This is a genomic window from Streptomyces sp. NPDC031100 (genome assembly GCF_055570785.1).
This window is the reverse complement of the sequence record NZ_JBVIGN010000012.1, coordinates 102,331-122,986: the sequence shown is the minus strand read 5'-3', so window position 1 is coordinate 122,986 and position 20,656 is coordinate 102,331. Positions and strand designations below refer to the sequence as shown.

At 70.3% G+C, this 20,656-nt stretch carries 18 protein-coding genes and 1 pseudogene; 13 read left to right on the top strand and 6 right to left on the bottom strand.

Going from position 1 to position 20,656, the window contains the following annotated elements; translation table 11 throughout:
- The first annotated feature begins 119 nt into the window (after positions 1 to 119).
- The 9 genes from ACZ5DS_RS30580 to ACZ5DS_RS30540 all read left to right on the top strand — a co-directional run bounded on the left by ACZ5DS_RS30580 (position 120) and on the right by ACZ5DS_RS30540 (position 10,623).
- Positions 120 to 1,343: an amidohydrolase gene (locus ACZ5DS_RS30580; RefSeq protein WP_468244898.1), complete on the top strand. Its 1,224-nt coding sequence runs from the start codon at positions 120 to 122 to the stop codon at positions 1,341 to 1,343.
- A gap of 291 nt (positions 1,344 to 1,634) precedes the next feature.
- Positions 1,635 to 2,663, top strand: coding sequence for a BMP family lipoprotein (locus tag ACZ5DS_RS30575; protein WP_468244895.1), 1,029 nt, complete (start codon positions 1,635 to 1,637; stop codon positions 2,661 to 2,663).
- A 216-nt stretch (positions 2,664 to 2,879) separates the two neighbouring features.
- A complete protein-coding gene (locus ACZ5DS_RS30570; protein WP_468244894.1) occupies positions 2,880 to 3,929 on the top strand; it encodes a BMP family lipoprotein in 1,050 nt (349 codons plus the stop codon).
- Between the two features lie 233 nt (positions 3,930 to 4,162).
- The gene (locus ACZ5DS_RS30565) at positions 4,163 to 5,836 is read left to right on the top strand and encodes an ABC transporter ATP-binding protein (protein ID WP_468245282.1); all 1,674 of its coding nucleotides are present in this window, start codon (positions 4,163 to 4,165) and stop codon (positions 5,834 to 5,836) included.
- Positions 5,833 to 6,954 (top strand): ABC transporter permease, encoded by a 1,122-nt coding sequence (locus ACZ5DS_RS30560; RefSeq protein ID WP_468244891.1) that lies wholly within the window; start codon positions 5,833 to 5,835, stop codon positions 6,952 to 6,954. Before ACZ5DS_RS30565 ends, ACZ5DS_RS30560 begins: the two co-directional genes overlap by 4 nt.
- Positions 6,954 to 8,216 (top strand): ABC transporter permease, encoded by a 1,263-nt coding sequence (locus ACZ5DS_RS30555; protein ID WP_468244890.1) that lies wholly within the window; start codon positions 6,954 to 6,956, stop codon positions 8,214 to 8,216. The genes ACZ5DS_RS30560 and ACZ5DS_RS30555 overlap by 1 nt, the downstream gene beginning before the upstream one ends.
- Entirely contained in the window at positions 8,213 to 8,617 is a 405-nt protein-coding gene (locus ACZ5DS_RS30550; protein WP_468244888.1) for a cytidine deaminase, read from the top strand. The genes ACZ5DS_RS30555 and ACZ5DS_RS30550 overlap by 4 nt, the downstream gene beginning before the upstream one ends.
- Before the next feature lie 78 nt (positions 8,618 to 8,695).
- Entirely contained in the window at positions 8,696 to 9,973 is a 1,278-nt protein-coding gene (locus ACZ5DS_RS30545) for a thymidine phosphorylase (RefSeq protein WP_468245280.1), read from the top strand.
- 170 nt (positions 9,974 to 10,143) lie between these two features.
- Complete coding sequence (locus tag ACZ5DS_RS30540; RefSeq protein ID WP_468244885.1) at positions 10,144 to 10,623, top strand: Uma2 family endonuclease; 480 nt, start codon at positions 10,144 to 10,146, stop codon at positions 10,621 to 10,623.
- Positions 10,624 to 10,626: 3 nt separating this feature from the next.
- On the opposite strand, the pseudogene ACZ5DS_RS30535 reads toward ACZ5DS_RS30540, so the two are convergent.
- Positions 10,627 to 11,546, bottom strand: a pseudogene (locus ACZ5DS_RS30535) (AEC family transporter).
- A 62-nt stretch (positions 11,547 to 11,608) separates the two neighbouring features.
- Here ACZ5DS_RS30535 and ACZ5DS_RS30530 point away from each other — a divergent pair.
- Complete coding sequence (locus tag ACZ5DS_RS30530; protein WP_468245278.1) at positions 11,609 to 11,995, top strand: STAS domain-containing protein; 387 nt, start codon at positions 11,609 to 11,611, stop codon at positions 11,993 to 11,995.
- Here ACZ5DS_RS30530 and ACZ5DS_RS30525 read toward each other — a convergent pair.
- The 3 genes from ACZ5DS_RS30525 to ACZ5DS_RS30515 all read right to left on the bottom strand — a co-directional run bounded on the left by ACZ5DS_RS30525 (position 11,879) and on the right by ACZ5DS_RS30515 (position 15,509).
- Positions 11,879 to 12,892: a sigma-70 family RNA polymerase sigma factor gene (locus ACZ5DS_RS30525; RefSeq protein ID WP_468244883.1), complete on the bottom strand. Its 1,014-nt coding sequence runs from the start codon at positions 12,890 to 12,892 to the stop codon at positions 11,879 to 11,881. The genes ACZ5DS_RS30530 and ACZ5DS_RS30525 overlap by 117 nt on opposite strands.
- A 108-nt stretch (positions 12,893 to 13,000) precedes the next feature.
- Complete coding sequence (gene dnaN / locus ACZ5DS_RS30520) at positions 13,001 to 14,122, bottom strand: DNA polymerase III subunit beta (protein WP_468244881.1); 1,122 nt, start codon at positions 14,120 to 14,122, stop codon at positions 13,001 to 13,003.
- A 97-nt stretch (positions 14,123 to 14,219) separates the two neighbouring features.
- Entirely contained in the window at positions 14,220 to 15,509 is a 1,290-nt protein-coding gene (locus tag ACZ5DS_RS30515; RefSeq protein WP_468244878.1) for an MFS transporter, read from the bottom strand.
- 63 nt (positions 15,510 to 15,572) lie between these two features.
- On the opposite strand from ACZ5DS_RS30515, the gene ACZ5DS_RS30510 reads away from it, so the two are divergent.
- Positions 15,573 to 16,535 carry a LysR family transcriptional regulator gene (locus ACZ5DS_RS30510; RefSeq protein ID WP_468244875.1) on the top strand — a complete coding sequence of 321 codons (963 nt, stop codon included), beginning with the start codon at positions 15,573 to 15,575 and terminating at the stop codon, positions 16,533 to 16,535.
- On the opposite strand, the gene ACZ5DS_RS30505 is transcribed toward ACZ5DS_RS30510, so the two are convergent.
- Both ACZ5DS_RS30505 and ACZ5DS_RS30500 read right to left on the bottom strand, forming a co-directional pair.
- Positions 16,506 to 17,873, bottom strand: a complete 1,368-nt coding sequence (locus tag ACZ5DS_RS30505; protein ID WP_468244872.1) for a S28 family serine protease — start codon at positions 17,871 to 17,873, stop codon at positions 16,506 to 16,508. The two genes, ACZ5DS_RS30510 and ACZ5DS_RS30505, sit on opposite strands and share 30 nt — an antisense overlap.
- A 202-nt stretch (positions 17,874 to 18,075) precedes the next feature.
- Complete coding sequence (locus ACZ5DS_RS30500; protein ID WP_468244869.1) at positions 18,076 to 18,837, bottom strand: prolyl oligopeptidase family serine peptidase; 762 nt, start codon at positions 18,835 to 18,837, stop codon at positions 18,076 to 18,078.
- Between the two features lie 121 nt (positions 18,838 to 18,958).
- Here ACZ5DS_RS30500 and ACZ5DS_RS30495 point away from each other — a divergent pair, with 121 nt between their 5' ends.
- Together ACZ5DS_RS30495 and ACZ5DS_RS30490 are read left to right on the top strand one after the other, a co-directional pair.
- Entirely contained in the window at positions 18,959 to 20,122 is a 1,164-nt protein-coding gene (locus ACZ5DS_RS30495; RefSeq protein ID WP_468244866.1) for an adenosine deaminase, read from the top strand.
- Positions 20,123 to 20,275: 153 nt separating this feature from the next.
- Positions 20,276 to 20,650, top strand: coding sequence for an ATP-binding protein (locus tag ACZ5DS_RS30490; RefSeq protein ID WP_468244863.1), 375 nt, complete (start codon positions 20,276 to 20,278; stop codon positions 20,648 to 20,650).
- The last annotated feature ends 6 nt before the right edge of the window (positions 20,651 to 20,656 follow it).

The window sequence follows — 20,656 nt, the reverse complement described above, 5'->3', positions numbered from 1 at the left end:
CAGAGTCCGCCGCCATGCGCCCGCCGGTCAGATTTTCTTCACCTAACGGGCTGAAGTTTTGTTGATCGAGGCACAGTTGACCGGTCGGGCGTCCTACCCTTCAGAGGGTGAACCAAGTGATGTCCCTAGAGTCCGAGGCCGATCTCCCCGGGGATGTGCTCCCTGGTGCGCTCAGCGAGTCCCTGCACGCCGAACTCGTCGCGTTCCGCCGTGACTTGCACATGCACCCGGAGCTGGGCAACCAGGAGTTCCGTACGACCGCCGCGATCAAGGAGCGGCTGGAGCGGGCCGGGCTGCGCCCCCGCGTCCTCAGCACCGGAACCGGGCTCATCTGTGACATCGGGCTCGCCGAGGGCCGGCGGCCGGCCGTCCCGCTGCTCGCCCTGCGGGCCGACATCGACGCCCTGCCCATCCCGGACACCAAGACCGACTGCCCCTACCGGTCCACCGTGCCCGACCGCGCCCACGCCTGCGGCCACGACGTGCACACCACGGTGGTGCTCGGCGCCGGGCTCGTCCTCGCCGATCTGCACGCCAAGGGGCTGCTGCCGCGCCCGGTGCGGCTGGTCTTCCAGCCCGCCGAGGAGGTCATGCCCGGCGGTGCGCTCGGCGTCATCAAGGACGGGGGCCTCGACGGGGTCGGACGGATCCTCGCCGTGCACTGCGACCCCAAGGTCGAGGTCGGCCGGATCGGGCTGCGGCACGGGGCCATCACCAGCGCCGCCGACCGGCTGGACGTCGCCCTGGACGGCCCCGGTGGGCACACCGCCCGCCCCCACCTGACCACCGACCTGGTCACCGCAGTCGCCCGCGTCGCCGTCGACGTACCCGCGATCGTCGCCCGGCGCGTCGACGCCCGCAGTGGCCTCGCCCTGACCTGGGGCCGGATCGAGTCGGGCCACGCCCCGAACGTCATCCCGCAGCACGCCGAGCTGTCCGGCACCGTCCGCTGCCTGGACCTGGACGCCTGGCGGCAGGCGCCCGACATCGTGCACGCGGCCATCGACGAGGTCGCCACCCTGCACCGCGCCAAGTCGGAGATCACCTACGTACGGGGCGTGCCGCCGGTCGTCAACGACCGGGAGTCCACCGAGCTGCTGCGCAGGGCCATGGTCGCCCGACGCGGACTGCAGTCCGTCGAGAGTACCGAGCAGAGCCTCGGCGGCGAGGACTTCTCCTGGTACCTGGAACACGTGCCCGGCGCCCTGGCCCGCCTCGGCGTCCGCACCCCCGGCGACCGCACATCCCGTGATCTGCACCAGGGCGACTTCGACGCCGACGAGCGTGCCATCACGGTCGGCGTGGAGATGTTCACGGCCGCGGTGCTGCTCGACGACCAGTAGGCCGTCCGGAGGGGGGAGGGGCACCCGTTCGGTGCCTCTTCGTCCCCTTGTTTCACCTTGTCGTAACCGGCGGCGTACGGTCGTAACCCAGAGTCGGCACGAATCGATAACGGCCGGGAGAAACACCGTTCCCCTCCCCTTCTACGCGCGTTACTGTGCGCCGAAAATCGCCACCAGTGGCGGCACATTGGGGACAGCGGCCCGTGACGGCGCCGTGGGGATGAAGGGGTGCTTGTTGTGCGTCTGATGTCTCGGAAGATTTCCCGGAGAACGAGGTTCTCCCAAGCTGCGGTGACCGTCGCGGTCGTCGCCCTCGCGGCTGCCGCATGCGGCAAGTCCAGCACCGAATCCACCACCACGCCCTCCAAGGACGGCAAGTACTCCGCCAAGGGCATCGGCCTCGCCTACGACATCGGCGGCAAGGGCGACCAGTCCTTCAACGACGCCGCCTACTCCGGCTTCAAGAAGGCCCAGGACGAGTTCAAGATCGGCGGACGGGACATCGAGCCGCAGGCCAACGAGTCCGACGCGGACAAGGTGCAGCGCCTGGAGACCTTGGCCAAGGCCGGTTACAACCCGGTCATCGGCGTCGGCTTCGCCTACGCGCCGGCCGTGAAGCAGGTCGCCGTGAAGTACCCGAAGGTCACCTTCGGCATCATCGACGACAACACCATCCAGGCGAAGAACGTCGCCGACATGGTCTTCCACGAGGAGCAGTCCTCGTACCTGGCGGGCGTGGCCGCGGCCAAGGCCACCAAGAAGAACCACATCGGCTTCATCGGCGGCGTGGACATCCCGCTGATCCACAAGTTCGAGGCCGGGTTCGACCAGGGCGCCAGGTCCGTCAACCCGAAGATCAAGATCGAGTCGCAGTACCTCACCCAGACGCCCCAGGAGGGCGGCTTCTCCAGCCCCGACAAGGGCGAGAACGCGGCCAACGGCCAGATCGACGCCGGCGCCGACGTCATCTACCACGCGGCCGGCCTCTCCGGCCAGGGCGTGATCAAGTCCGCCGCCGAGCACAAGGCGTGGGCCATCGGAGTGGACTCCGACCAGTACACGCAGAGCGCGCTCGCCAAGTACAAGGACTACATCCTCGGCTCGGCCCTGAAGAACGTCGGCGGCGCGGTCTACGACCTCGCCAAGTCCGTCTACGAGGGCAAGCCGCTCAGCGGCGAGGTCCGCGGCGACCTGAAGTCCGGCGGCGTCGGCTTCGCCGACTCCAACCCGAAGTACCAGGCCATGAAGGACGTCGTCGCCGCGGTGAACAAGGCCCAGAAGGAGATCATCGACGGCAAGATCACTGTCAGCACCAAGTGATCTGACCCCACGCTTCCACGCCCACCCAGGCGTTGTTCCACCCGTACGCCCCTTGCCTCCTGCAAGGGGCGTACTGCTGTCCGTAACCTTGACAGTGACAGTGGCCACAGCTAGATAACGGACCGGACATTGGGGGTTTTCCGTCTGGTCTACGCGCGTTACGCTGCGGCGGAACCAGCGCCTGGTTTGGGCGCTTGCACAAAGGAGTCACGTTCCATGCGCCGGGTGTCCCGCATCACGATTGCAGGCGTTGCGACCGCAGCGCTCGCCGTCACCGTCTCTGCCTGTGGCAGCTCGTCCACCTCCTCTTCCTCCAGCGAGGGCAAGTCCAAGGGCATCGGCCTGGCGTACGACGTCGGTGGCAAGGGCGACCAGTCCTTCAACGACGCCGCCTACGCGGGTCTCCAGAAGGCCGAGAAGGACTTCGGCGTCAGCGGCCGGGACGTCGAGCCGCAGGACAACGAGACGGACGCCGACAAGGTGCAGCGCCTGGAGACCCTGGCCAAGGCCGGCTACAACCCCGTCATCGGCGTCGGCTTCGCCTACGCCCCGGCGGTGAAGCAGGTGGCCGCCAAGTACCCGAAGGTCACCTTCGGCATCGTCGACGACAACACGATCAAGGCGAAGAACGTCGCCGACATGGTCTTCCACGAGGAGCAGTCCTCGTACCTCGCCGGTGTCGCGGCCGCGAAGGCGACCAAGAAGAACCACATCGGCTTCATCGGCGGCGTGGACCTCCCGCTGATCCACAAGTTCGCGGCCGGCTTCGAGCAGGGCGCAAAGTCGGTCAACCCGAAGATCAAGATCGAGTCGCAGTACCTCACCCAGACGCCCCAGGAGGGTGGCTTCTCCAGCCCCGACAAGGGTGAGAACGCGGCCAACGGCCAGATCGACTCTGGCGCCGACGTGATCTACGCCGCCGCCGGCCTCTCCGGCCAGGGTGTGATCAAGTCCGCCGCCGAGCACAAGGTGTGGGCGATCGGCGTCGACTCCGACCAGTACAAGCAGGCCGCGCTGGCCAAGTACAAGTCATACATCCTGACCTCGGCCCTGAAGAACGTCGAGGGCGCGGTCTACGACCTGTCCAAGTCCGTCATCAAGGACAAGAAGCCGCTCTCCGGCGAGATCCGCGGTGACCTGAAGTCGGGTGGCGTGGGCATCGCCCAGTCCAACCCGGCCTTCGCGAACAACGCCGGCATCCAGGCCGCGATCAAGAAGGCCGAGGAAGGCATCAAGAACGGCACCATCACGGTGAAGACCTCCTGACGATCTAGTCAGAAGCCTTGGCCAACAGAACGCTGTAATGGCAGCGTTACGGCCACGGAACGGGGTGCGGAGAGGATGACCTGCCCGCACCCCGTTCGCGCGGCAGAATGCTCGGAACGGATCGGATTTTTGATCGAGGCGAAGTTCTCGATCAAGGTCGGTCAGATCCGGGCACTATTTAAAGCAGGGGCGCTACGCGCGTAGAGCGGCCCCTTTCCCGAGGAGAGTGCGCCATCGACGCGTCCAGCAGCCCTCCGCTCACCGCTCCGTCGACAGTCGCGGTCGAGCTCGCGGGCATCACCAAGCGATTCCCGGGTGTCGTGGCCAACCACGACATCCACCTGACGGTCCGCAAGGGCACCGTCCACGCCCTCGTCGGCGAGAACGGCGCCGGCAAGTCGACCCTGATGAAGATCCTCTACGGCATGCAGAAGCCGGACGAGGGCACCATCCAGGTCGACGGCGAGCAGGTGAGCTTCTCCAGCCCCGCCGACGCCATCGCCCGTGGCATCGGCATGGTCCACCAGCACTTCATGCTGGCCGACAACCTGACCGTGCTGGAGAACGTGGTGCTCGGCAGCGAGAAGCTGTACGGCATCGGCGGGGCCGCCCGCAAGAAGATCAAGGAGATCTCCGACCGGTACGGCCTGGGCGTCCGCCCGGACGCCCTGGTCGAGGACCTCGGTGTGGCCGACCGCCAGCGCGTGGAGATCCTCAAGGTCCTCTTCCGCGGCGCCCGCACCCTGATCCTCGACGAGCCGACCGCCGTGCTGGTCCCGCAGGAGGTCGACGCGCTCTTCGACAACCTGCGCGAGCTGAAGTCCGAGGGCCTGTCCGTCATCTTCATCTCCCACAAGCTGGGCGAGGTGCTCTCCGTCGCCGACGACATCACCGTCATCCGGCGCGGTACGACGGTCGGCACCGCGATCCCCTCCCAGACCACCCCGCGCCAGCTGGCCGAGCTGATGGTCGGCAGCGAACTGCCCACGCCGGAGACCGCCGAGTCCACCGTCACCGACCGGCCGGTCCTGGAGGTCAGGAACCTCACCGTCCACGCCCGCGGCGCCGTCTCCATGGGCACGGAGGAGGAGCCCTCCGCCGAAGGCCTCACCGAATTCGCGCCCGCCGGCGAGGTCAAGAAGGTCCTCGACGACGTCTCCTTCACCATCCACGCCGGTGAGGTCATGGGCATCGCCGGTGTCGAGGGCAACGGCCAGACCGAGCTGATCGACGCGCTGATCGGCACCAAGCACGCCGACTCCGGCTCGATCGCCTTCCTGGGCGAGGACATCACCCCCTGGCCCACCCGCAAGCGCCGTGAGTCCGGCGTCGGCTACATCCCCGAGGACCGCCACCGCCAGGGCCTGCTCCTGGAGTCCCCGCTGTGGGAGAACCGCATCCTCGGCCACGTCACCGAGCAGCCCAACGCCAAGGGCTTCTGGCTCAACCCCAAGGGCGCCCAGGCCGACACCCGCCGGATCGTCGAGGAGTACGACGTCCGCACCCCCGGCATCGACGTCACCGCGGCCTCCCTGTCCGGCGGCAACCAGCAGAAGCTGATCGTCGGCCGCGAGATGAGCCACGACCCGAAGTTCCTGATCGCCGCCCACCCCACCCGTGGTGTGGACGTCGGCGCCCAGGCGCAGATCTGGGACCGTATCCGCGAGGCCCGCCGTGAGGGCCTGGCCGTGCTGCTGATCTCCGCCGACCTGGACGAGCTGATCGGCCTGTCGGACACCCTGCGCGTCATCTACGACGGCAGGCTGGTCGCCGACGCCGACCCGGCCGCCATCACGCCGGAGGAGCTGGGCTCGGCCATGACGGGTGCCGCAACCGGTCACCTGGAGCACGAAGAGACCGCCCCCGAGGGCGACGACACCGCCGGTCCGGAGGACGAGGCCCGATGAAGAAGTTCGACAAGGAGCGGGTGCTCGTCGCGGTGGCCGGACCGGTCATCGCGCTCGTCCTGGCGATCGCGCTGACCTCCGTGGTCCTGCTCGCCTCGGGCAAGAACCCGATCGAGCCGTACACCCTGATGCTCCAGCAGCTGCCGTTCTCGGACATCCAGGTGCTGATCATCAACCAGGCGTCGCTGTACTACATCGCCGCCATCGCGGTCGCCCTCGGCTTCCGCATGAACCTGTTCAACATCGGCGTCGACGGCCAGTACCGCCTCGCCGCGGTGATGACCGCCGTCGTCGGCGCGCACGTGGCCCTGCCCAGCTTCCTGCAGATTCCGCTGCTGCTGCTGGTCGCCATGGCCACCGGCTCCTTCTGGGCCGGCATCGCCGGTGTCCTGAAGGTCACCCGGGGCGTCAGCGAGGTCGTGGCGACGATCATGCTGAACGCGATCGCCACCGCCGTCATCGGCTACGTCACCCTCACCGACGTGTGGGGCGTGCAGGTCGGCAACAACTCGACGACCGGCATCATGAAGAAGTCCGGCTGGTTCCCGGGCATCAACCTGGGCTCGGACGTCGGCGAGATCTACGGCCTGGTCTTCCTCGCCGTCCTCCTCGGCATCGGCTACTGGGTCGTCCTCAACCGCACCCGCTTCGGCTTCGACCTGCGCGCCACCGGCGCCTCGGAGACCGCCGCCGCGGCCTCCGGCGTCGACGCCAAGCGCATGGTGCTGATCTCGATGCTGATCTCCGGGGCCATCGCGGGCCTCGCCGGTCTGCCGTTGCTGCTCGGCGAAAGCCACACCTACAGCCTGAGCTTCCCCGTGGGCCTCGGCTTCACCGCCATCGGCATCGCCCTGCTCGGCCGGAACAACCCGGGCGGCATCGCGCTCGCCGCCCTGCTGTGGGCCTTCCTCGACAAGGCCTCGCCCGCCCTCGACTACGCGACCCCCGTGGCGTACGACAAGGAGATCGCCACGATCATGCAGGGCCTGATCGTCTTCGCGGTCGTCATCTCGTACGCAGCCGTCCAGCAGTGGGGTCTGCGCCGCCAGCAGCAGCGGGTCGGCGCCGAGCTGGCAGCGGCCGCCGCCAAGAACACCAACAAGGAGGTGGCTGCCTGATGTCCACCGCGACCATCGCCAAGCCGCAGGCCAAGCAGCCCGGCAAGGGCGGCCGCCGTATGTCGCTCCCGGTACTCCTGCTCGTCATCGCGGGCGTGCTGGTGCTGACCTCGATCGTCCGCCTGATCACCGGTGCGGACGGCATCACCTCGACCGGCCAGATGTCCGCCGCGCTGCAGCTCGCGGTGCCGATCGGCCTCGCCGGCCTCGGCGGCCTGTGGGCCGAGCGCGCGGGCGTCGTCAACATCGGTCTCGAGGGCATGATGATCCTCGGTACCTGGTTCGGCGCCTGGGCCGGCTACCAGTGGGGCCCGTGGACCGGTGTCGTCTTCGGCATCATCGGCGGAGCGCTCGGCGCCGTCCTGCACGCCATCGCCACCGTCACCTTCAACGTCAACCACATCGTCTCCGGTGTGGCGCTGAACATCCTGGCCCTCGGCACCACCCGTTACCTGTCGAAGTTCACCTTCGCCAACGCCCCGCAGGGCTCCACCAAGCAGTCCCCGCCGATCGACTCCCTCGGCGACTTCAGCATCCCGGGTCTGTCCGACTGGCTGAACACGCTCAACGGCAAGCACTGGTTCCTGGTCTCCGACATCGCCGGTCTGCTCGGCGGTCTGGTCACCGACCTGTCGCCGCTGACCGTGATCGCGGTCGCCCTGGTCCCGCTGACCTGGTGGGTGCTGTGGCGGACCTCCTTCGGTCTGCGCCTGCGCTCCTGCGGCGAGAACCCGGTGGCGGCCGAGTCCCTCGGCGTCAACGTGTACAAGTACAAGTACATCGCCGTGATCATCTCCGGCGGCTTCGCCGGCCTCGGCGGCGCGTTCCTGTCCATCGTCGCCTCGAACGTGTACCTCGACGGCCAGACGGCCGGCCGCGGCTACATCGGTCTCGCCGCGATGATCTTCGGCAACTGGATGCCGGGCGGCCTCGCCCTCGGCGCGGGCCTGTTCGGCTACACCGACAGCCTCAACCTGCGCGGCGGCACGGTGAACGTCCACGCGCTGATCCTGCTGCTGGCGATCCTGCTGGTGTTCGGCGCCGCCTACCAGGCGTGGAAGAAGAAGTACGTCCCCGCCGTCGTCACGGCCGTCATCGCGGCCCTGATGTTCCTCTGGTACGTCTCCACCAACGAGGTCCCGCGCCAGCTGGTGACGGCGACCCCGTACATCGTCACGCTGCTCGTCCTGTCGCTGTCCGCGCAGAAGCTGCGCATGCCGAAGGCGGACGGCCTGCCGTACCGGAAGGGACAGGGCAAGTGACGTCCCCGTCCGGCGACTTCGACTGGGAGGCCCTGCGGGCCGAGGCGCGGGAGGCCATGTCCCACGCCTACGCCCCCTACTCGGGCTTCCCGGTCGGCGTGGCGGCCCTGGTCGACGACGGGCGCACGGTCACCGGCTGCAACGTCGAGAACGCCTCCTACGGCCTCGGCCTGTGCGCCGAGTGCGGGCTGGTCTCGCAGCTGCAGCGCACGGGCGGTGGCCGCCTGACGCACTTCACCTGCGTGGACGGCACGGGCGGCCTGCTCGTCCCGTGCGGCCGCTGCCGCCAGCTGCTGTACGAGTTCGGCGGCCCCGACCTGCTCATGGACACCCCCGCGGGCATCCTCCCGCTCTCCGAGATGCTGCCCCAGGCCTTCGGCCCGGACCATCTCACCCAGTAACTCCCGTACGGCCCCCCTGACCCGCTCGCAGGGGGGCCGTGCACTTCGCACTCCCGGAAGGAAGCCATAGCCATGGCCATGGACGTCATCTCCGTCATCCGCACCAAGCGGGACCGCGGTGAGCTGACCGACCAGCAGATCGACTGGGTCATCGACGCGTACACCCGCGGCGAGGTCGCCGACGAGCAGATGTCCGCGCTCGCCATGGCGATCCTGCTCAACGGCATGAACCGCCGTGAGATCGCCCGCTGGACGGCGGCCATGATCGCCTCCGGCGAGCGCATGGACTTCTCCTCGCTGTCCCGCCCGACGGCGGACAAGCACTCCACGGGCGGCGTCGGCGACAAGATCACCCTGCCCCTGGCCCCCCTCGTGGCGGCCTGCGGCGCGGCCGTTCCCCAGCTCTCCGGGCGCGGCCTCGGCCACACCGGCGGCACCCTGGACAAGCTGGAGTCGATCCCGGGCTGGCGCGCGCTGCTCTCCAACGAGGAGATGCTGCACGTCCTGGACACCACGGGCGCGGTGATCTGCGCGGCGGGCGACGGTCTGGCCCCCGCCGACAAGAAGCTGTACGCGCTCCGCGACGTCACGGGCACGGTCGAGGCGATCCCCCTGATCGCCTCCTCCATCATGTCGAAGAAGATCGCCGAGGGCACGGGCTCGCTGGTCCTGGACGTGAAGGTGGGCTCGGGTGCCTTCATGAAGACGATCGAGGACGCGCGCGAACTGGCGTCCACGATGGTCGGCCTCGGCACGGACCACGGCGTGAAGACGGTCGCCCTCCTGACCGACATGTCCACCCCGCTCGGCCTCACCGCGGGCAACGCCCTGGAGGTCCGCGAGTCGGTGGAGGTCCTGGCAGGCGGCGGCCCGGCGGACGTGGTCGAGCTGACGATCGCGCTCGCCCGCGAGATGCTCGACGCGGCCGGCGTGAAGGACGCCGACCCGGCGAAGGCCCTGGCCGACGGCTCGGCCATGGACGTCTGGCGCCGGATGATCGCGGCCCAGGGCGGCGACCCGGACGCGGAGCTGCCCACGTCCCGCGAGCAGCACGTCATCAAGGCCCCCTCCTCCGGCGTCCTCACCCGCCTGGACGCCTACGACATCGGTGTCGGCGCCTGGCGCCTGGGCGCGGGCCGCGCCCGCAAGGAGGACCCGGTGCAGGCGGCGGCAGGCATCGAGATGCACGCCAAGCCGGGCGACACGGTGACGGAGGGCCAGCCCCTGCTGACCCTGCACACGGACACCCCCGAGCGCTTCGAGTACGCACTCCAGGCGGTCGAGGGCTCGTACGACATCGCGGCGGCGGGGACGGACTTCACGGCTTCGCCGGTGGTGCTGGAACGTATTGCCTGACCTGGGGATTCATCTTTCGGGTGAACGGGATCGGTGGACCACTGCCGGTCCCGTTCGGCATGTTTGATGAGCCCATGGACGCGTTCGAGGGCGACTACCTCCTGACCGATGACGAGTGGGAAGAACTCCTCTGGGTCTGAAAGCAGACCGACGCGCCCAAAGGCTGCAAGGTGGAGATCATCAAGGGGCTCGTCACCGTGGCTCCCTATTCCGCCGTTGCCCACCACAGGGTCTTGGAGCCCATGCAGCGGCACCTTTATGGGGTGATCCCGGAGTCCTGGGGCGTCTACCAGCGCTTGGCCTTGGCCGTTCCATCGCGGCTGGAACTGTATGTGCCGGATCTGTGTGTGGTGCCCGAGAAGGGGCAGTGGGGAGAGGACGAGTACTTCGCTCCCGCAGGCGTGGCCGAACTCGTCGTGGAGATCACCTCGGCCACCACCGCGCAGAACGACCGTACGACGAAGGCTGCGGGCTACGCAGAGGCAGGCGTCCCGTTGTACATCCTCGTCGACAGGCTGGCCCCGGCAGGACCGACGGTCACGCTGTACGGGGATGCGGAGGGTGGGGCCTACCGGGCATGCGAGGTGGTGGGGTTCGGTACACCGGTCGGGTTGCCGGGGCCCTTCCACCGCACGCTCCCAGCCGGCTGACCCTCACCCCAACACCGCCGCCACCCCCACCAACACCGGCACCGACACCACCGTCGACAACAGAACCGACTCCCGGGCCAGAGCCTCGGCCACCCGATACCGGCTCGCGTACGTGAACAGGTTCTGCGCGGCCGGCAGCGCCGACGTCACCACCACGTCCAGCAACGGCGCTCCGTGCAACCCGAAGACGCCCCGCGCCAGCACCCACGCCACCAGCGGCTGTCCCACCGACTTCAACACCACGGACAGCTGGACCAGTTTCCGGTCCCGCCCCCGGCCAGGGGCCGCGCTGCCGTGCAGGGACATGCCGAAGGCCAGCAGGGCCGCCGGGACGGACATGTTGCCGATCAGGGTGAGGGGGTCCATGACGGGGTCCGGGACCTTCCAGCCCGCCGTGGACACCACGACACCCGACAGTGAGCCCACCGCTATGGGGTTGCGCAGCGGGGTCAGCAGGCGCCGCCACACCGTGCCCTTCTCGCCCTTGCCGGAGAGGTCCAGGATCGTCAGCGCGACGGGGTGACCAGGACGACCTGGAACAGCAGCACCGGTGCCACCAGGGACGCGTCGCCCAGGACGTACGCGGCGATCGGGATGCCCAGGTTGCCCGAGTTGACGTAGCCGGAGCACAGGGCGCCGATCGTGGTGCGGCCCACGCCCCAGCGGCGCAGCGCGCCGATCGCCACGAAGCCCCCGGAGACCGCCGCCGTGCTCAGGGCCGTCACCAGCAGGCGGGACGAGAACAGCACCGAGAGGTCGGCACGCGCGAGGGTCGTGAAGAGCAGCGCCGGGCCCGCCACCGTGAAGGCCAGACCCGTCAGCACCTCGCGGCCCTGAGCGCCGAGCGAGCCGCGCCGCCCGAGCACATAGCCCACCCCGATGACGACCGCGATCACCGCGAACCCGCTCAGCACCCCCTGCACGCAGCCCACCCTCCGGCGGAGCGGGGGAGCGGGTCAATGTGATCTTTGCCTGGGCCGCCGCGATGAGTTACGCCCGCCGTGCCGGTCTACCGCACGTGGACGATGAGACACCCGCTGTGCTCGTGCTGGCCGGATTCGTCACCCGGGACGAGGTGCCGGGGCTGTGCGACGACGTACGGGCGCTGCTGGACGTCACCGGGGCCGGGGTTGTCGTCTGTGACGTGGGCGGGCTCGGGCCGCCCGGCCTGGGCGCAGTCGATCTGCTCGCCCGGCTGGAGCTGGCCGCACGGCGGGCCGGGGGGCGGATACGGCTCCGGGAGCCCAGCCCGGGACTACGCGCCCTCCTCGATCTTGTCGGGCTCCGCTTCCAGGTGGAGGGGCAGGCCGAAGAGCGGGAACCACCGCTGGGTGTCGAGGAAGAAGTGGAACCCGGTCAGCCAGCCGTCTGATATCTCCAGGACCTGGATCGACCACGGTGTGAAGCCGCCCGCTTCCGGGTCCGGCTTGTACTGGGCGAAGCCGGGCAGCCCGTTGACCTGCACGGGCAGCAGGCGGGAGCCGGCGCAGGCGGCGCCCAGGGTGGTCATGAAGCCGGTGATGTCGTCATGGCCGGTCAGCCACAGGTCGAACGGCGGCATCGTCATGACGGCGTCCTCGTGCAGCAACGCCGTCAGCGCCGTCATGTCGTAGCCCTCGAAGGCCTTCACATAGCGCTCCAGGAGCTTCTGCTGCTCCTCGTCGAGCGGGTCGGAGACCGCCGCGCCGACGCCGGACTGCTCCCGCTCGGCAAGCGTCGCCCGAGCCCGCTGGAGCGCGCTGTTCACCGAGGCGACCGAGGTGTCCAGCAGCTCGGCGACCTCGCTCGCCTTCCAGGCCAGCACCTCGCGCAGGATCAGCACCGCCCGCTGCTTGGGCGGCAGCTGCTGCAGGGCTGCCATGAACGCCAGCCGGATCGACTCCTTGGCGACGGCCGCCTCCGCCGGGTCCTCGACCGTCGGCAGCACGCGCGCGTCCGGCACCGGCTCCAGCCAGGTGTTGTCCGGGCGAGGGGCGAGGGCCGCCTGCGCGAGGGGCGTCGAGTCGGTGAGGTCCATGGGCCGGGCCCGCTTGTTCCCGGCCGTCAGCATGTCCAGGCACACGTTCGTCGCGATCCGGTACAGCCACGAACGGAGGCTGGAACGGCCCTCGAACTTGTCGTAGCTCCGCCAGGCCCGCACCAGGGTGTCCTGCACCGCGTCCTCGGCCTCGAAGGACGAGCCGAGCATCCGGTAGCAGTACCCGGTCAGTTCGGTCCGGTGCTTCTCCAGTGCGACGTCCAGGTCCGCCGTCGCCGTGCTGTTGCCCATCGTCCACCCACCCCTGTGGCCGTCCCGTACACGCGCCTTCGCGTTCCAGCACTTCGGAAGCTACCGCAGCCCACTGACAATGGCTCCCGGAGCGCGAAAAGGCCCAGCTCAGACCAGTTGCTTCACGGACATGAGCAGATGCCGGTGCCCGGCGCCCGCGCCCAGCAGGACCCGCTGCCCCGACCCGAGCAGCTCCAGCCGCAGCTCAGGCCCCTCGAAGGAGTTCAGCGCGTCCAGCAGATACGCCGGGTTGAAGGCCACGACGACCTGTTCGGCACCGCGCAGCACGGCCGGCAGTCGCTGCGCCGCCACGTCGTCGCCGAACCCGGCCCGCACCGCGACGGACCCGTCCTCGCCGGAGAACTCCAGCCGCACCGGGCCGTTCGCCTCCGCCACCACGGCCACCCTGCGCACCGCCTCGGTCAGCGCCCCGCACGCGACCTCGGCGACCGCCGCCCCCGCAAGATCGAACAGTGAGCCGTACCCCGGCAGCCGCCCCTCCAGCCGCAGCAGCACCGTCCGCGTCCGCCCGCCCTCGAACCCGACCATGCCCCCACCGGCCTCTTCGGACGGATCGAGCCCGATCCGCAGGGTCCCGCTCCGGGCCAGCGACCGTGCCGCCTCCAGCAGCCGCCGCGCGGGCAGCAGCACCTCCACGGCCTCCCCGGTCGCCCCCACTTCAGGCTTCCACTCCAGCCGCCGCACGGCATACCGGTACCGGTCGGACGCCGACAGGATCATCTCCTCGCCCTCCAGGCGCAGTTGGACCCCGGTGAGTACCGGCAGCGTGTCGTCCCGGCCCGCCGCCACGGCCACCTGCCCGACGGCCGTCGCGAACGCGGCCGCGTCCACACCGCCGTACACCGGGGGCACCTCCGGAAGCGCCGGATACTCCTCGTACGGCAGCGTCGACAGCCCGAACCGGGTGCCGCCCGCCTCCACCGTGAACCGGGAGCCCTCCAGCACGCAGCTCACCGGACCTTCCGGCAGCACCCGGCAGATGTCCAGCAGTCTGCGTCCCAGGACCAGCACCCGCCCCTCGGCCACGGTCTCGGCGTCCGTCTCGACCCGAGCGGCCGTCTCGAAGTCGAACCCCGACACCGTCAGCCGTCCCGCCCCTGCCGTCAGTGCGAGGCCGCCCAGCACCGGCACGGGCGTCCGGGCCGGCAGTGCCCGTGCCGCCCACGCCACCGCCTCGGCGAGGTCCGCCCGTGCGATCCGGAACTCCATACGACAATCCCCCTGCTCGTCCGTCCAGTTGATCTGCGGACGCTATCCGCGGCCACTGACAACGGGCGGTGAGCAGGGGGAATGCGAGGAGCGAAGGTCAGTGCGCCGCCACCGGCGCCCGCCGGGCGGCCACCCGGGCCGCTCGCGAGCCGAACACCGTGATCGTGACGACGCCGAGGACCGCGAGGATGCCGACCGTGACCGTGCCGGCCCAGCCGCCCCCGCGGAAGGCCATCGCGCCGACCGTGCTGCCGGCGCTGGAGCCGATGTAGTACGCGGACTGGTAGAGGGCCGAGGCCTGGGCGCGGCCGTGGGTGGCCGTCCTGCTGACCGCCGAGGAGGCGACCGCGTGGCCCGCGAAGAAGCCCGCGGTGATCAGCACCAGGCCCAGCAGGACCAGGAGGAGGGAGTCGGCCAGCGACAGGAGCAGGCCCGTCGCCGTCGTGCCGCCCGCCAGGTACAGCGCGCCCCGGCGGCCGAGGCGGCCCACCAGACGGCCCGCGGTCGACGCCGACACCGTGCCCACCAGGTACACCAGGAAGATCGAGCCGACGATGCCCTGGGGGAGGGAGAAGGGGGCTTCCGTCAGCCGGTACCCGATCACCGTGTAGACACCGCCGAACACCGTCATGAACAGCGCGCCGATCGCGTACAGGCGGCGCAGCAGCGGGTCGGAGAGGTGGTCGCGGACCGTGCCGAGCAGGACACGCGGGCGCAGCGAGCCGGGCCTGAAGTGCTGCGGGGCCGGCAGCAGCAGGCGGAACGCCACCGCGCAGGCCACCGCGATCGCGCCGATCACGCCGACGGCCACCCGCCAGCCCCACTCCTGCGCGACCCAGCCGGTGATCACCCGGCCGCTCATCCCGCCGACGCTGTTGCCCGCCACGAACAGCCCGATCGCCGTGACCAGCGCCTTCGGCCGGACCTCCTCGGCCAGGTACGCCGTCGCCGAAGCGGGCAGTCCGGCCAGCGCCGCGCCCTGCACCGCCCGCAGCACCACCAGGGTGCCGAGGGAGGGCGCGAAGGGCACCAGCAGGCCGACGCCCACCGCGACCGCCAGCGAGGCCGTCATCACCGTACGGCGGCCGTAGCGCTCGGAGAGGGCGCTCATCGGCAGCACGAACAGCGCCAGACCCGCGGTCGCGGCCGCCACCGTCCAGCTCGCCTCGCTCGCCGCGACCCCGAACTCCCCGGAGATCAGCGGGAGCAGGGCCTGCGTGGAGTAGAGGAGGGCGAAGGTCGCGACTCCGGCGAGGAAGAGGGCGAAGCTCATCCGGCGGTAGCCGGGTCCGCCCGGCGCCATGCGGGAGTCGGACGCGGAGTCGGAGGAACGGACGGGCGCGACGGCGTCCACGCTGGTGGACGCCCCGGTACTGGCGGGAGACATGCTTCGAAGCTACGTACGGGTCCGCTCATCCGTCCAATGCATGGAATCGCCATAATCGTTCCCATGGTGCATCAGCAAAGCTCACAGGCTCGACTGTCACCGTCCGGTGACACAGAAGACATGACCGAGATGTCGAGGCTGCTCGCGCCTCGCCTCGCGTACTTCGCCGGCGTCGCCCGTACCGAGCACGTCACCCGGGCCGCCCACGACATGAACGTCCCGCAGTCGACCCTCTCGCGCGCGATGGCCCGGCTGGAACAGGACCTGGGCGTCGACCTCTTCGCCCGCCACGGCCGTACGGTCTCCCTCACCACCGCCGGCCGTACCTTCCTCGCCTCCGTCGAACGTGCCCTCGCCGAGGTGGAGCGCGCCGCCGAGGAGGTCCGGGCCGACGCCGATCCGGCCACCGGCAAGGTCGCCTTCGGCTTTCTGCACACCATGGGCGCCGAGACCGTCCCCGGCCTGCTGCACGCCTTCCGCGCCGACCATCCGCGCGTCCGCTTCAGCCTCGTCCAGAACTACGGCGAGGCGATGCTGGAGCGGCTGCGGGCCGGTGAGCTGGACCTCTGTCTGACCTCGCCGGTGCCCGACGCCCCCGACCTCGTCGCCCGCCGCCTGGACGAGCAGAAACTCCGCCTGGTCGTCCCGGCCGACCACCGCCTGGCCGCCCGCAGACGTATCCGGCTGGCCGAGGCGTCCGACGAGACCTTCGTGACCCTGGAGCCCGGCTACGGCCTGCGCCGCATCACCGACGCCCTGTGCCGCGAGGCCGGCTTCAAGCCCCGCATCGCCTTCGAGGGCGAGGAGGCCGAGACCCTGCGGGGTCTGGTCGCGGCCGGGCTGGGGGTCGCCCTGCTCCCTCCCCCGACGGTCCCGCGCCCGGGTGTGGTGGAACTGACGGTCACGGCCCCGAGGGCGGTCCGGGAGATCGGCGTCGCCTGGCTGGCGGACCGCCCGGACACCCCGCCCGTGTCCGCCTTCAAGAAGTTCCTGCTGTCACGCCGAGGGAGCCTCCTGCCCGCCTGACGGGACCCGGGCCCAGCGGGTCAGCATGCCGACGGCCTCCGCCCGGTCGGCGGGGGAGAGCTCGGCGATCGCGGTGCTGTGGTTGGCGTCGGGGGCCCACAGGATACGCGCGTCGCGGGTGCCGGGCCGGAAGGGCTCGGCGACGGAGGGGTCCTGGGCGCCGTTGACGAAGAGCATCCGGCTGCCGTGCCGGCGGACCCAGCGGTCGATGTCCGGCATCGCGTCACGGTCGAAGCGCATCGGGATGTCGCGCGGGACGAACGTGCGGGGCTCGATGGCGTTCGGGTACCGCAGGAGGTCGGACAGGTGGCCGGTGGCGAAGCCGACGTACCCCAGCTGGGTGCCGAGTTGGTAGAAGTACGGGATGTAGTGCTGCAGGGCCGCGTCGGCGTAGAGGGGCAGGCCCGTGATGTCGTCCAGCCACGCGTACAGCTCGTCGGTGCCGGCGTCCGGGCCGGGTATGACGGCGCCCTCCGCCGCGGTGTGGCGCTGCCAGAACATGAACGGGGCGCGCAGGACGGCGATCTCGAGGGCCTTGTCGGCGCTGCCGACGAGCCGGAACGCGGTGTTGTGGGCGGCGGCCCAGGCCTCGTAGCGGGCGACCAGGTCGGCGCGGCGCAGCAGGGCCTGCCGCTGCACGGTCCGCAGGGCCTCGCGGAGCTCGGCGCTGCCCACGCTCTCCAGGAACCGCACATACGCGGTGTTGTCACGGTCGTCGACGTTGTTCGGGGCGGAGTAGGCCACGGTGCCGTCCACGTCGTGGGGGTGGAAACGCCGGTGGTAGACGCTGGTCATGCCGCCCTTGCTGCCGCCGGTGGAGATCCACGCGCCGCGGTACAGCCCGCGGAAGAGGCGGACGACGCGGTGGTGGTCGTCGGCGGCCTGGCGGATGGTCAGCAGGGAGTAGTCGGCTGTCGCCGGGCGTGAGGTGCCGAAGAAGCGGTGCTCGACCTGGAGCTGGTTGCCGCCCAGCAGCACGGTCGGTTCGGCTCGCCGGGGCGAGAGCACCGCCTCGTAGCCCGTGGTGAACAGGACGGTGGGGCGGTCGACGGACGTGTGCAGCAGGGTGAGGCGCTGCTCGAAGGTCCCGGCCGCGGGGTTCGTGTGGTCGGCCGGCTGGCGCAGGCCGAGGACGAAGAAGCGGTACCCCGGCTCGGCGCCCTGGCGTTCCTCGATCACCCGCAGTCCCGGCAGCGCCTGCAGGGCGGTCAGGATGTCGTCGTTGCCGAGGCGGGCCCGTGACCCCACCGCGGCGGTCGCGGGTGCGGCCGCCGTGACGGCGAGGCCCGCCGTCATCGCCGCCGAGGTCAGCAGACGCCGTCTCGTCCACCTGTGCATCGTGATTCCTCCCGGGCCCACGGCCGCCGCCACGGCACCGGACCCGGTGCGGTGCAGCGGTCTCTTCCCTGACTGGCTGACCGCTCCAGTACAGCCGCCGGGCGCCGTAGAAAGATCCCGCGCTCGGGGGGATCGTCTCCCCCGGGCGGGGGAGACGCGGGACACCGCGCGATGTGCCCCGGACGGGAACCAGGCCCGGGTCCTAGCGCCGCAACGACCTGCCGAACCCCGCGGCCAGCGGCATCCGGAGGCCGATCGGCGGCGGAGCGGCCAGTGCGTCCTCCACCGGACGGGACAGCGCGCACCCGAACAGCGCCCCCATCACGAAGTCCACGGCGAGGGACAGCACTTCGTCCCGGTGCTGGTGCAGCCCATGACCGTCGGAGTGCACCTCGAACCGGCACACGTCCCGGTTCGCCTTCTTCGCCCGCGCCGCCAGCCGGAAGGACAGTTCCGGATCGGTGCGCTCGTCGTTCGTGCCGTGCACGATCAGCACCCGGCGCCCGGCCAGCTGCCGCACCGGCTCCTCGGGTGCGGCGACATCCTCCTCCGGCAGCCAAGGGGCCAGCGCGACAATGGAGTTGACCGCCTCATGGCCTGCGGAGCGCAGCGCGGCCCGGCCGCCCATGTCCAGGCCGACCAGGCACACCGGAACATCCCCGTAGCGTCGTACGATCTCGTCGGCGGCCCACTCGGCATCGGCCGCCAGATGCGCCTCGTTGCCGTTCCAGCCCCGGTAGCGGTAGTGGACGGTGTGGACGGCCAGCCCCTCCTCGCGGCCCGCGCGGGCGAGGCGGCGGCCGAGGGAGCGGACGAAGGGCGCCGCCCGGACGAAGGACGGCCTGCGGGCGGAGACCTCCTCGCCGCCGGGGAGCAGCAGGACCGCCCCGCTCACCGCCGTCGGCTCCGGGCCGACTGCCTTTCCCAGCCCGGCCGTTCGCACCGGCGTCGCTTGCTGTCCCATGACAGAACAGTGTCAGAAGGCTCGGTGTACGAAACCCGTCCGTGCGGTCACCGTTCCATCTCGACGGAAAAGTACCTGCGGCCTACGAGCGCTCTACGCGCGTAGGCGTTAGAGTGCGGCAATGACGAGCCAGACTGCACCGACTGGGACCGTCCCGACGTCTGACCAGATCCGGCGGGCACCCAAGGTTCTGCTGCACGATCATCTCGACGGCGGCCTCCGCCCCGGAACCGTCGTCGAACTGGCCCAGGAGACGGGCTACTCCCACCTCCCCGAGACCGACCCCGACAAGCTGGGTATCTGGTTCCGCGAGGCCGCCGACTCCGGCTCGCTGGAACGGTATCTGGAGACCTTCTCGCACACCGTCGGCGTGATGCAGACCCGGGAGGCGCTGGTCCGGGTCGCCCGGGAGTGCGCCGAGGACCTCGCCGAGGACGGCGTCGTCTACGCGGAGGTGCGCTACGCGCCCGAGCAGCACCTTGAGGCCGGGCTGAGCCTGGAGGAGGTCGTCGAGGCGGTCAACGAGGGCTTCCGGCAGGGGGAGCGGCTCGCCCGCGAGAACGGCCACCGCATCCGGGTCGGCGCCCTGCTGACCGCCATGCGGCACGCGGCCCGCGCCCTGGAGATCGCCGAACTCGCCAACCGCTACCGCGACCTGGGCGTGGTCGGCTTCGACATCGCCGGCGCCGAGGCCGGCTACCCGCCCACCCGGCACCTGGACGCGTTCGAGTACCTCAAGCGGGAGAACAACCACTTCACCATCCACGCCGGCGAGGCCTTCGGGCTGCCGTCCATCTGGCAGGCCCTGCAGTGGTGCGGCGCCGACCGGCTCGGGCACGGAGTGCGGATCATCGACGACATCAAGGTCCGCGAGGACGGCTCGGTGACCCTCGGACGGCTCGCGTCCTACGTCCGGGACAAGCGGATCCCGCTGGAACTGTGCCCCAGCTCCAATCTGCAGACCGGGGCCGCGTCCTCGTACGCCGAGCACCCGATCGGGCTGTTGCGCCGGCTGCACTTCCGGGCCACGGTGAACACCGACAATCGGTTGATGTCGCACACGAGCATGAGCCGGGAATTCGAGCATCTAGTCGGCGTTTTCGGTTACACGCTCGACGACCTCCAGTGGTTCTCCGTCAATGCGATGAAATCAGCGTTCATTCCTTTCGATGAACGACTGGCCATGATCAATGACGTGATCAAGCCCGGATATGCAGAGCTGAAATCCGAATGGCTGTTCCGGCAGACCGCCTCCACCAGCGGTTCTGCTGGTCCGGGAGAGTAGCGGCGGCTCGATCGAGGGTGCGGAATGCGGACGGGCTTTCACAACACGTCCGCATTTCGATGTTTGCGGCCGGTGGTCCGGCGTGTTTACGGTCGTGGAACCGCTCAGATCTTTTTTGAATTCCCCGACTCCGTATTCAAGGACGCATTCACCATGAAGCAGTCTGCTGTCAAGACCCTCGGTGTCGCCGCCCTCGGTGCCGCCTTCGCCGCCGTGGGCGCGGGCGCCGCAAGCGCGGCCCCGGCCGTCCCGGACACCACCCAGGCGCTGAACGCCGTCACCAGGACGCTGCCGGCCGAGAACACCGCCATGACGCAGCCGAGCGCCGCCGACGCCCTCACCCGCGGGCAGGACGCGCTGTCCCGCGGGCAGGACGCCCTGGGTTTCGGCATGGCCGCCGCGCAGCCGGCCGTCGCGAACGCGCTGGCCGGGCCGACCGGGCCGAACGGGCCCGTCAACAGCCGCATCGGCGGACTGCCGATGAAGGGCCTGCCCGCGCCCGGCCTGAATCCGGTCACGCTCGGCTGACGCCGA